Genomic DNA, 11541 nt, shown 5'->3' on the forward strand with positions numbered 1-11541 from the left:
ACACGAACCCCCCAACACGAACCCACGAGCGATCATCCGACCTAGATCCGGAACCGCGGCCGGTGCCCGCGGCCCGATCCGGAGCGGGCCCACGCCCGCGCGGTGGACGGTGGTGCGCACCCACGGCGCCGCGCGAAAACCGATCCCGCTTCCACCGCGGAAGTGAGCGAAACGAATGTCGGCCTCGAATCCGGCGCCCGGCGCCCAGCGCCCAACACCCGCGCCACCGCGCCCCGCCCCTACTTCCGGAACGGCCCGCTGATCATGTTCCAGGCGACCATGCCGAACATGTCGGGATTGTTCTCGAGCCGGCGCATCGAGTAGGGGTGCCACTGCTCGCCGTAGGGCACGTACAGACGCACGCGCACGCCGAGCCCCACGAGCTCGCGTTGGAGCCCTTCACGCGGGACGCCCAGCAGGTGCTGCACCTCGACCTCTTCCATGGGCTTGCCCATGCGCTCGGCCAGAGCGAGGCTGTCGCGGATCACCCACTCCTCGTGGGTGGCGATGCCGACGTGCTGGCCGTTGGCCCACAGCACCTCGAGCAGCTCGAGCAGGTGCTGCTTCATCTGGTGCTTGTCCTGCATCGCGATCTCAGGGGGCTCGCGGTAGATCCCGATGCACAGGCGCACGTTCGGCTGCAACGGTGCGAGATCTGCGATGTCCTGGCGAGTGCGGAACAGGCGGGACTGCAACACCACGCCGCAGTTGTCGAAACCGGCCTCGCGGAAGCGGCGGTAGAGGCGCAGGGTCGAGTCGATGGTGGTGTGGTCCTCCATGTCCAGGCGCATGAACTGGCCACTGTCGCGGGCGAGCGACAACAGGGCTACGGCGCGCTCGTAGCACGCTTCTTCGTCCATCATCTGCCCCAAGGCACTGAGCTTGATCGACACGTTGCCGTGTTCGCGGCGGCTGGCCATGTCCTGGATCAGCGCGTGGAACTCGTCGTAGTAGGCCTGGATGTCGGCGTCGTTCTCGACGTCCTCGCCGAGCACGTCGCAGGTCGAGTGGAGGCCGCGTTCCTTCCAGATACGGTCGACGGTCTGCAGGGCCTCCTCCCGGGTCTCGCCGGCGATGTAGGCGTCGGCGGCCAGGCGCACGAGCGGCTTGGGCGCCGCCCGCAGGACACCGACCATGCCCTTGTGGAACATGCGCTTCAGCGCGCCCTCGTGGTGGGTGGGCGGGGCGCCGGTCTCGCTGGCGGTGGCCTTGCTCCAGGCGCCACGCGGGGTGGGGCGGGAGTCGGTCGAGTTGCGATCGTCGACGGAAGCCATTCGGTCCTCCGGGTGCGCGAGGTGGGAACGACGAGGGTCAGTCGAGGAGATCCAACAGGGCGTCCACGAGTTCGGGGTGACGGAACTCGAAGCCGGCGTCCAGCGCCCGCTGGGGCACCACCCGCTTGCTGGCGAGCAGCTCCGTCGAGAACTCGCCGAACAACATCTGCAGGGCGAAGGCCGGCGCCGGGACGAACGAGGGGCGCCCGAGCACGTCACCGAGAACGTCGGCGAACTCCTTCTGGCGCAGGACACCCGGCGCGGCGGCGTTGTAGGGGCCGTCCCATCGCTCGTCCACCGACGTTATCAACATACGGACGAGGTCGTCCCGATGGATCCAGCTCCACCACTGGTCGCCGGAGCCGAGCGGGCCGCCCACCCCGAAACGGAAGGGGGGCAGCATCTGCTGCAGCGCACCCCCCGCGGGGTCGAGGACGATGCTGATGCGGAGCTGGACCACGTCCAGGCCGAGCGCACGGGCATGGACCCCCTCGGTCTCCCACTCGACACAGGTCCGGGCGAGGAAGTCGTCGCCGGGCTCGTCGTCTTCGCGGAGTTCGTCGTCGGCCCGGTCGCCGTAGTAGCCGATCGCGCTCGCACTCACCAGTGTGCGTGGGCGGTCGTCGAGGCCGCGCAGGCTGTCGACGAGGTGCCGGGTGCCGAGAACCCGGCTGTCGCGGATGCGCTTCTTCTTGTCGTCGGTCCAGCGGCCGGCCACGTTCTCGCCGGCCAGGTGGATGATCGCATCGACGCCGTCGAAGACTTCGCGGGGCGCGGGGCCGACGTTCGGGTCCCACTTCACGTGCCGGTAGATCAACGGGAGCTGACTCGCCGCCCGCAGGGGGTTCCGGGACGAGGCCACGACCTCGACGTCGCGCTCCACCAGGGCCGCCACGAGGGCGCGCCCCACGAAACCGGTCGCGCCGGTCACCAGAATGCGCATGGTCCCAGGCACTCGCGTAAGGGTGGACGTTCCCGGGGCTCGGAGGTCCCCGACCGACACCACATGCTACAGCAAGCGTGCACGGTCGGCAGCGGTCCGCACCACGTAGAAGCTGTGATGGAGATGCGATCGGATCAGAGGAACAGCAACAGGCTGAGCGCCATGATCGCCATACCCGAGATGAGCCCGTAGATCGCACCGTGATGCTCGCCGTACTGCTCCGCCGCGGGCAGGAGCTCGTCGAGCGAGATGAACACCATCACGCCCGCCACGCCGGCGAAGACGGTTCCGAACAGGACGTCGGACATGAAAGGCCGGAGCAGGAAGTAGCCGAGCGCGGCTCCCAGCGGCTCACTGAGGCCCGACAGGAACGACAGCCGGAATGCTCGCTTGCGGCTGCCGGTGGCGTAGTAGATCGGAACGGCCACGGCGATCCCCTCGGGGATGTTGTGGATCGCGATCGCCACGGCGATCGACACGCCGACCGACGGGTCCTCGAGGGTGCTGAGGAAGGTCGCCAGGCCCTCCGGGAAGTTGTGCAGGGCGATCGCGAAGGCCGAGAAGAGGCCCATGCGCATGAGCCGGTGCTGCCGTCGCTCGTCTTCGGTCATCTCCTCCACGCGGCGGAGCTCGTGGGGGTTGCCGCCCTCGAGCGCGGGTAGCCGATCGAGCGCCGCCATGACCAGGATCCCCGCGAAGAACCCGCCCGTCGTGGCCCATGAGGCCGCCGGCTCGCCCAGGGCGATCGCCAGCGAATCGTGCGCCTTGGCGATGATCTCGACGAAGCTCACGTAGATCATCACGCCGGCCGACAGGCCCAGCGACACGGCGAGGAAGCGCGCGTTCGTGCGCTTCGAGAAGAACGCGATGGCGCTGCCGATGCCGGTGGACAGGCCCGCGAACAGCGTCAGTCCGAATGCGAGGAGGACCGGACCCTCGAGCATGGGATCATCGACCTTCCAGCAGGCCGAGCAGGTCGTCGTGTCCGGACTCGCGGGCCAGGTCGACGGGCGTGCGGCCCGCGTCGTCGGCGAGGTCGGGGTCGGCGCCGTGTTCGAGCAGGCGACGCGCCATCATCGTGTTCCCCGCGGCGGCGGCGGCGTGCAGGGCCGAATGGCCGCGGGCCTGGCGCGCGTTCACCGACGCACCGTCGCGCAACAGGAGCCCCACGATGTCGGAGTCCCCGCCCGCGGCGGCGCTGTGCAGGGGACGAACGGCACTCTCGTTGTCGGCGGGAACGTTCACGTCGGCCCCGCTGTCGATCAGCAGGTCGACCGCATCGAGGTGCGCGAAGAAACAGGCGAGGTGCAGCGGCGTGAAGCCGTCCCCCGCGCGCGCCGCGACCCGTGACGGGTCCTCGCGCAGGCCTCGCCGTAGCTGATCGGTACGGCCCAGGGCCGCGGCCTCGAAGACGTCGAGGTCCGGGTCCTCGCGGAGCAGGAGGTCGAGGGCTTCGTTCGCGCGATGGTGGAGAGCCAGCAGGATCGCCGACACGCCGTCGGCGTCCCGGGAAGCGGCGGCCGAGGGATCCCGTTCGAGGATCTCGCGGACCCGGGCGGAATCGCCCCCACGGATGGCGCGAAGGATCTCGTGCGGCATGGCGGCGGACTCCGCGGGCAAGAGGAGGGAGCGCGTTCGGGGCCGCAGTCTACTCGCAGTCCCCTGTGGGCGCACGCACGCTTCGTGCCGTCAGTCGTCGTCTCCGCCCAGGTCGGGATCTCCGATGATGTCGAAGGGATACACGCGGAAGCGCACCGACATACCGATGGTGACTCCCGTGTAGTCGATCTCGAACTCCGGGATGTCACCGGGCGGCACCGGGCGCGCGTCGCTGCGCGGGCTCACCGTCACGTCGGTCTCGCGCGTGACCGCCGACCGGAACGCGACGAAGGGCAGGAACGACAGCTCGGTCGTGAACTCGAGTTCGGCCATCGCCTGCACTTCCCAGAACACGCCCGAGCCCGTCACCTCGAAGTTGCTGAGACCGCTGAAGTCCTCGTCGTCGCCGCGCGATTCGAAGCGGCCGGCGCCGAAGCCCAGGAGGAGCGAATTGCCGTACCCCTCCGTCCCGAGGCGGAAGTCGAAGCCGGCCCCGAAGACGTTGGCCGGGATGTTCAGGCTGACCGTCTTGTTCGATCCCGGCGAGGCGAAGCGATCCGGAGCGTCGGCCTCGAGCAGGTACGGGAGCCGCTCGTAGAAGAGCCAGGCGTTGATCGTCTCGGTCACCGTGAAGCCGACGCGGACGTCGAAGGGGATCCCCCACTCCTTGTCGAAGAACTCGACCTCCTCGGAGATGTCGAAGCTCTGGCGTCCGGTCGACAACCGGGTGGCCAGCTCTTCGAGCGGATCGGGGTCGGTGTCGTTGTAGAAGCCCATGCCCCCGCGCATGCCGACCCAGATCAGCGTGTCGTCGAGAGCGTGGGCGGGAATCGGCAGTGCGCATGCCAGGGCGCACGCCAGCGCGAGCAACGATGAGCGCATGGAATGGTCTCCAGGGACGGGGACGCCGTGCCCACAATATGCGGATCCGCCGCCCCCGGGTCCAGCGGGGCGGCGGGCCGCGATCTCAGGCGCCCAGTCGTTCGCGTACGAGGGTGCGCAACGAGGAGGCCTTCTCCTCGGCCGTACCCAGCGCCGCGTCGGCTCGCTCGCGGGTCTCGGAGACCCAGGCGTCGTCCCCCTCGATGCCGTTCAGGTTGATCAACACGTTGTAGAACGCAGCCTCGGCGCCGGCCAGGGCGCACAGGCCGGCCACCCCCGCGTCGCTGAGCGAGTTCGGGTTGCCCTTCTCGGCGGCTTGCCGGGCCAGGTCGAAGACCGGCAGCGTTCGCTCGAGCACGTCGAGAGGCACGAGCGTGGCACCACGGTTGGCCTCGCGCAGGGCGCGCTCCTTGGCGGCTTTCTCCTCGGGGGTCCCGGCCGGCAGGCGGTTGGCCTCGATCACCCTGGTGAAGGCGTCGGTGTCGGCGTCGATCGCGCGGACGAACCAGTCCTTGTGCTGCTGGGCTTCCTCCGCGATCGCGCTCATGGTGTCGCGGGCCTCGGCCGGGTCGCGCCAGATCACGCTGAGGTTGGGCACCATGGCGGCGAGAGCGGCGGCCATCGATCCGCACAGCGCGGCCACGCTGCCCCCGCCGGGCGCGGGAGACTCGCTCGACAGCTCGTCGGCGAAGTCCCGGATGCTCAGCGTGCGCAGGCCTTCCTCCCGGCGCAGCCGGTACTCGATGATCTTCTCCTGCGGATCGAAGTCGGTGACGTCGCGCAGTCCGAGCGAGCGGATCGCGGTGTCGACGAGGTCCTTCTCGGGAACGCCCGCGGACTTGTTCATCTTCTGCAGGTAGTGGCGTCCGGCGTCGAGCATGGCCTGCAGCGGGACCAGGCCGACGATCTCGCTGCCCGTGACGCGCACACCGAGATCACGGGCTTCCTCCTCGCAGGCGTCGAAGACCACGTGGACCGGTGTCTCGCGGAAGTTCGTGAGGTTCATCGACACCTGCGCCGTGCCGAACTCCTCGATCGTCCAGCCGATGCCCTTCACGTTCTTCAGGCGGCCGGGAACCTTGAGCGGCTTGCCGTTCTCGTCGCGGACGATCTGCCAGTTCTCGTCGCGCTTGGCGCGGCCCTGTTCGCGCACGCGCAGCGCGATCTCGTGGGGCAGGCGCTTGTCGGCGGTGTTCACGTTGACGTTGTAGGCGATCAGGAACTCGCGGGCGCCCACGGCGACCACGCCGAACTTCGGGTCGAAGGTGGCGGGGCCGAAGTCGGGCTTCCACTTCGGATCGGACAGCTTCTTCTCGAGGGCCTCGTACTCGCCGCTGCGGACCACCGACAGGTTCTGCCGCTCCGGCGTGCGCGCGGCGTTCTCGTAGAAGTAGCCGCTGATCCCGAGCTCTTCGCCGAGGCGCTGGCCGAGCCGGTGGGCGAGCTCGACGCAGTCGTCCATGTCGACGCCGCTGACCGGCACGAAGGGACACACGTCGGTGGCCCCGAAGCGCGGGTGCTCGCCCGAGTGGTGCCGCATGTCGATCAGTTCCTGCGCCTTCTTCACCAGCTGGAAGGCGCCCTCGACCACGGTCTCGGGCGTGCCGACGAAGGTGATCACGGTGCGGTTCGTGGCCGCGCCTGGGTCGACGTCGAGCAGCTCGCAGCCTTCGACCTGGTGGATCACGCCGGCCACGGCGTCGATGACGGCACGGTCACGGCCTTCACTGATGTTCGGAACACATTCCACGACGCGCATGGGGGCTCCTCCGCGCGAGAAGGGGGTTCGCTCAGGGCGATCGGCGGAGGAGTGTAGCAGCGTGCGGGGAGTTCGGCGAGGGGGGCGATTCCGGGCTCGCCCCCGCCCGTCGTCGCCCCGATCAGAACAAGGTCTCGAAACCCAGTCCGTATACCAGAGCCATGCGGCCGCCCTCGATCCAGTCGAGCGAAACCTCGGGGCCGATGCCGAAGGCGTGGCCCAGGTGGAAGGTGTAGCCACCGCCGACCCGCAGCATCGTCTCGCGATTGTCGCCGGTGTACTTCAGACCGGGCGCAGCCAGTAGCCGGGCCTGGTCGGTCACGTACCACGACACCGGCGCCATGACGAAGGCTTCGTGCAGGGTCTCGAAGCCGGCGCGTTCCCACAGCAGACCGACACCGACGGCGGCGGCGAGGCGGTAGGAGTAGGACAGGCCGAAGCTGCCGACGTTGTCCGAGGAGTGGCTGCCGTGATCGTCGCCGTGGTGGTCGTCGGGTGCGGCCTCGCCGCTCGAACCGCTGGCCAGCTCGGTCGCCGGGCCGACGAAGACCATGAGCGTGTGGGCCGGATGCGCGGCGTGGGCTCCGTGGGGCTCGGCGTGCAGCGCGGGGTCGTTCGCGGCTTCCGCGCTCGCCGGCGCGAAGGAGCAGACGCAGAGGAACAAGGCGAGGACGCCGAGCAGGGTCGGCAGGGGGTGGCGGTCGGTGGTCTTCATAGGGGGCTCCAGGGTCGAGGGTCGGTTTCCGCACCGGTTGAACGCATCAGAGGGCGTCGCGGTCGCGGGCGGTCTCGTCGGGCAGGACCCGGGGGTGGGTGGTCTCTGGAGAGAGCACCTACCACTCCGGCTCGAACTTCTTGTTGCGGCCGTGGGTGATCGCCGGCTTCTGACGCCCGGGCATGTAGCCGATACGGACCGGGCCGCGGATGTAGGTGGTCACCTCGAGCGGCTGGTTCTTGCCACCGGCCCAGATCTTCACCCCGGGGTAGACTCCTTCGTCGACCCAGACCATGCCGTAGCGGCGGCGCATCTTGATGCGGCGGCGCAGGAGGCGTTCGGCGTCCGAGAGCTGCTGCTCCTTCTGGTGGAGCTGCTGCAGGTAGACCTCGAGCTTCTGCAGGACCAGGGTCTCCTTCTCGGTGCGCGTGCGCTTGCGCTGCATGGAGTCGATCTGTTCCTGGCGCTTCTCGATCTCGAGCTGGAGGTCGGCGCGCTCCTGGATCTGTTCGGCCTGCTTGCTCTCGAGATCGGCGTCGATCCCCACGCTGATGCTGGTCGGGACCTCGGATTCGGAGCCGAGCTCGGCCACGTACAGGGAGCCGCCGATCTGCCAGTTGCCGCCCACCAGGCGGTTGCCGGTCGCGGTGACGTCACCGCCGATCACGGCGTTCAGGCGCATGAGCTCGCCCCTGCTCACGAGCTGGCCGCCGCAGGTCAGGTCGAGCTCGCGGCCGAAGCCCAGGTCGACGTCTCCGTCGGCGTGCACCGAGATCTTGTTCCGGCCGATGATCCCCTGCTTCACGGTGATCCCGGCGCCACTGTGCAGCGGCGCACTCTCGACGTAGCCGTTCACCGAGATGCTGCCGGTGGCCGTCACGTCGAAGCCCTCGAGGACGTCGCCGTTGACGTCGACGGCCCCGTCGAAGTCGATGCTCGCCGTCGAGAAGTCGACCGCGCTCACCTTGTAGACCTGCGAGACGCTCACGCGGCCCTTGGCGTACTCGACCTGGCCGCCCACCAGAGATTCGATGTGGGTGTGGTCCTCGTCGGTCCAGGCCACCGTGTGGTGGAGCTTCGGCCGCCAGGGCCGCCCGGGTTCGGGATCGATGCGGACTCCGCGAACGGTGCGGCCGGGCGTCCCCTCGGTCGGCGGAACCCAGCGGGCCAGGACCGTCTCGGGAGCGACGCTGGTCTTGTTGCGATGGAAGTGGTCGACCGAGCCGTCCGGACGGTGCAGCGGGACGCGTTCGAAGAACTCTCCCAGCCATTCGAGCGTGGCGTCGTCGCCGTCGACGGGGCTCTCGCCGCGGGCGATCACCGCCGGTCCGCCGCGCTTTCCGGAGTTCACGGCCTCGAGGACCTCGAACACGGCGTCTTCGTCGACCCCGACCAGCCCCTCTTCCTCGGCCAGGTACCGCAGGAACTCGGCCGGCTCGGGAACGTCACCCGAGCCGCGGGGAAACGACAGCGTGGCCTCGAGGCCGTCGTCGCTGATCTGCAGGTCGTACGCGGCGGTGGTGGTCATGACCCCTCTCCCGTGGTCTCGTCCCGGGCTCGCGCGTCTCGTGGTCCGCGGTACGGCACACCGGTTCGATCGGAGGTTTCGGCGGGGGCGGGGCGGTTCTTGAGCATGATTCCGGGTCGTGGCTTGGACGCCGCGCCGACGGCGGGGTAGACTCGCGCGATCCGTGCCCTTCCCCTGGTGCGACGGAGCCATGGAAACGACCGGAACTCCTTCACCGGGCGGTTCGCCGCCGAGCTACTGGGACTATCTGCGTCTCGACGCACTGCTTTCGTTGCAGGGCGGTCTCGACGACGACGAGAGCCGCCTCATGCCCGACGAGCTCCACTTCGTGGTGGTCCATCAGGTCTTCGAGCTGTGGTTCAAGCTCTGCCTGCGCGAGCTGCGACTGGCGCGCGATCACCTGCTGGAGCCCGAGGTTCCCGAGGAGACGGTTCCCTACGTCGTGCACCACCTCGGCCGCGTGTCCGAAATCATGAAGTTGATGGTCCAGCAGTGGAGTGTAATGGAGACGCTCACGCCGCAGGACTTCCTGGCCTTTCGCGACAAGCTCGTGCCGGCCAGCGGCTTCCAGAGTTTCCAGATGCGGGAGATCGAACTGGTCCTGGGAATGGGCGAGCACGAGCGACCGGACTACGGCGGGGTGGACCCCCTGGAGCACATCCTGGAGGCGGCGGAGACCTCGCCGACGGGCGCCTTCGTCCGTGAACGGATCAGGTCGACGCGGCGGGAGCCGACCCTGCGCTCGGCTCTTCACGCGTGGCTCTTCCGCACGCCCATCCAGGGAAGCCGGCCCGGCGAGCCGGGCGACGATGCCCGGATCGCCGAGTTCCTCGACGCGTACCTCCAGGCCTACCGGGTCGACCAGGAGGCCATGGCGCAGCGGCTCGAGGCGGCCTCGGTGGCCGACGACGAGGCCCTGCGCCGCCGTGTGGACCGGACCCTCGAGGCCGCCCGTCGGTTCCTCGAGGCCGACGACGTCGCGCCCGACCGTCGCCTGGCCCTGCGCCGCGCCCGGGCGGGACTGTTGTTCGTCGAGTCCTACCGCGAACTCCCACTGCTCGCGTGGCCGCGAACGCTGGTCGACGCGGTGGTCGAGGTCGAGGAACAGTTCGTCCTGTGGCGGCACCGGCATGCCCGCATGACCGAGCGGACGATCGGGCGCCGCGTCGGCACCGGTGGGAGCAGTGGTGTCGACTATCTCGACGAAGCGGCCCGCGGTCGGATCTTCCCGGAGCTGTGGACGGTCCGCAGCCTGTTGCTCCCGCGCGAGGCCCTGCCCGCGCTGCGCGATCCCGCGTCGTACGGTTTCGCACGCTGAACCCCTTCCCGGAGGACGCCTCCATGGCGGTCACCATCGATCTCACCGGACGCCGGGCCCTGGTCTGCGGGGCCAGCAGCGGCCTCGGCCGGGCCATTGCCACCGCACTCGCCGACGCCGGAGCCGGGGTCTTCGTGCTCGCCCGCAGCGCCGAGAAGCTCGAAGCGCTGTGCGACGAACTCCGCGAACGCGGGGCGGCGACGGCCACCCCGATCGCCGTGGACATGGACCGGCTCGTCGACTTCGCCACCGCGATCAAGGACCGCGTGGCCGGCGCGGGCGGAGTGCACATCTGCGTGCACAACACCGGAGGCCCGGCAGCAGGCCCCATCCTCGAGAAGAGCGAGGAGGACCTGGTGCACGTCTTCGGCCGGCACCAGATCACCGCGCACTTCCTCGTGCGCGCTCTGCTGCCCTTCATGCAGAAGGAGGGCTACGGTCGCTTCGTGAACGTGCTGTCGACGTCGGCGCGTGAGCCGATCGAGAACCTCGGACTGAGCAACGTCGTGCGCGCCGGCATGGTCGGTTGGGCGAAGACCGTCGCCCACGAACTTCCGCCCAACGTGACGATCAACAACGTGCTGCCCGGCTACACCGCCACCGAACGTCTGACCGAGCTCAAGGCCGCCCTGAGCGAACGCACCGGACGCAGCGAAGAGGAGATCGAACGGTCCTGGGTGGACACGATCCCCGAGGGACGGGTGGGCCGGCCGGAGGAGCTCGCCGCCGCCGTCCTGTTCCTGGTGTCGCCCCTGGCCAGTTACGTGCGCGGTCACAGTCTGCCCGTCGAGGGCGGCCGCCTGCGAGGGCTGTAGGCATGGACTACGACATCTTCTTCTCGATCAGCCAGACGCCGGTCGACGGCTACGTCCCCGACGAGGCGACGATGTTCGGGAACTTCTTCGACCAGGTCGAGGCGGCCGACGGGCTCGGCTTCGGCACCGCGTGGATCGCCGAGGCGCACCTGTCGAGCGAGGTGCAGAAGACCCATCGCAAGCCGGTGATCCCGCACTGGCAGGGCGAGGTGGGCCTGAACGTCGACTTCCTGCAGCTGGCCACCCGGGTCTTCCGGCGCACGAACCGCATCGAGTGCGGCAGCGCGGTCATGAACATCCTGTGCAACGGCGGTCCGGTGGCCGCGGCCGAGCGCATCGCGGCCTTCTGCACCCTGCACGGCCTCGACCGCGAGGAGCGGCGGCGGATCCAGGTGGGCTTCGCCGCCGGTCGCTTCGACTTCAACAACACGCCGACGGGGATCCGCCCGCAGAACTTCTTCGAAGAAGCCTTCTGGCCCCTCGTGAAGGGGAAGATCTTCGAGGAGGCGGCACTCGTCTTCTGTCATCTGCTGCGCGGCGACGTCGTCGAGAGCGAGGAGTTGCCGAAGGCGAAGGTGACCCGCGACGACGTGAAGAGCGACGACGAGTGGGACGAACTGCTCCGGGCCGCGGGCTCTTCGCCAACGGTGAAGTCGATCGAGCTGCCGCACCGATGGAAGTTCGAGGCCACGAAGATCGTCCCCCAGG

At 69.2% G+C, this 11541-nt stretch carries 11 protein-coding genes; 3 read left to right on the forward strand and 8 right to left on the reverse strand.

What is annotated here, in order from left to right; all coding sequences use genetic code 11:
- Positions 1 to 239: 239 nt before the first annotated feature.
- The 8 genes from VKA86_11935 to VKA86_11970 all read right to left on the reverse strand — a co-directional run bounded on the left by VKA86_11935 (position 240) and on the right by VKA86_11970 (position 8700).
- The gene (locus tag VKA86_11935) at positions 240 to 1274 is read right to left on the reverse strand and encodes a proline dehydrogenase family protein (protein ID HKK71922.1); all 1035 of its coding nucleotides are present in this window, start codon (positions 1272 to 1274) and stop codon (positions 240 to 242) included.
- Between the two features lie 37 nt (positions 1275 to 1311).
- Complete coding sequence (locus tag VKA86_11940; GenBank protein ID HKK71923.1) at positions 1312 to 2217, reverse strand: TIGR01777 family oxidoreductase; 906 nt, start codon at positions 2215 to 2217, stop codon at positions 1312 to 1314.
- Between the two features lie 134 nt (positions 2218 to 2351).
- Complete coding sequence (gene zupT / locus VKA86_11945; protein HKK71924.1) at positions 2352 to 3161, reverse strand: zinc transporter ZupT; 810 nt, start codon at positions 3159 to 3161, stop codon at positions 2352 to 2354.
- A 4-nt stretch (positions 3162 to 3165) separates the two neighbouring features.
- Positions 3166 to 3816, reverse strand: coding sequence for an ankyrin repeat domain-containing protein (locus tag VKA86_11950; protein ID HKK71925.1), 651 nt, complete (start codon positions 3814 to 3816; stop codon positions 3166 to 3168).
- Between the two features lie 90 nt (positions 3817 to 3906).
- Positions 3907 to 4698: a hypothetical protein gene (locus VKA86_11955; GenBank protein HKK71926.1), complete on the reverse strand. Its 792-nt coding sequence runs from the start codon at positions 4696 to 4698 to the stop codon at positions 3907 to 3909.
- A gap of 85 nt (positions 4699 to 4783) precedes the next feature.
- Positions 4784 to 6457 carry a glutamate formimidoyltransferase gene (gene ftcD / locus VKA86_11960; protein HKK71927.1) on the reverse strand — a complete coding sequence of 558 codons (1674 nt, stop codon included), beginning with the start codon at positions 6455 to 6457 and terminating at the stop codon, positions 4784 to 4786.
- A gap of 121 nt (positions 6458 to 6578) precedes the next feature.
- A complete protein-coding gene (locus VKA86_11965; GenBank protein ID HKK71928.1) occupies positions 6579 to 7172 on the reverse strand; it encodes a hypothetical protein in 594 nt (197 codons plus the stop codon).
- 118 nt (positions 7173 to 7290) lie between these two features.
- The gene (locus tag VKA86_11970; protein HKK71929.1) at positions 7291 to 8700 is read right to left on the reverse strand and encodes a FapA family protein; all 1410 of its coding nucleotides are present in this window, start codon (positions 8698 to 8700) and stop codon (positions 7291 to 7293) included.
- 190 nt (positions 8701 to 8890) lie between these two features.
- On the opposite strand from VKA86_11970, the gene VKA86_11975 reads away from it, so the two are divergent.
- From VKA86_11975 to VKA86_11985, 3 genes are all read left to right on the forward strand, one after another.
- Positions 8891 to 10018, forward strand: coding sequence for a tryptophan 2,3-dioxygenase family protein (locus tag VKA86_11975; protein ID HKK71930.1), 1128 nt, complete (start codon positions 8891 to 8893; stop codon positions 10016 to 10018).
- Positions 10019 to 10041: 23 nt separating this feature from the next.
- A complete protein-coding gene (locus VKA86_11980) occupies positions 10042 to 10833 on the forward strand; it encodes an SDR family oxidoreductase (protein HKK71931.1) in 792 nt (263 codons plus the stop codon).
- A gap of 2 nt (positions 10834 to 10835) precedes the next feature.
- Positions 10836 to 11541: LLM class flavin-dependent oxidoreductase (locus VKA86_11985; protein HKK71932.1), on the forward strand; the 706-nt coding region annotated here is incomplete at its 3' end.

The sequence above is a fragment of the Candidatus Krumholzibacteriia bacterium genome (genome assembly GCA_035268685.1).
Classification (GTDB): domain Bacteria; phylum Krumholzibacteriota; class Krumholzibacteriia; order JAJRXK01; family JAJRXK01; genus JAJRXK01.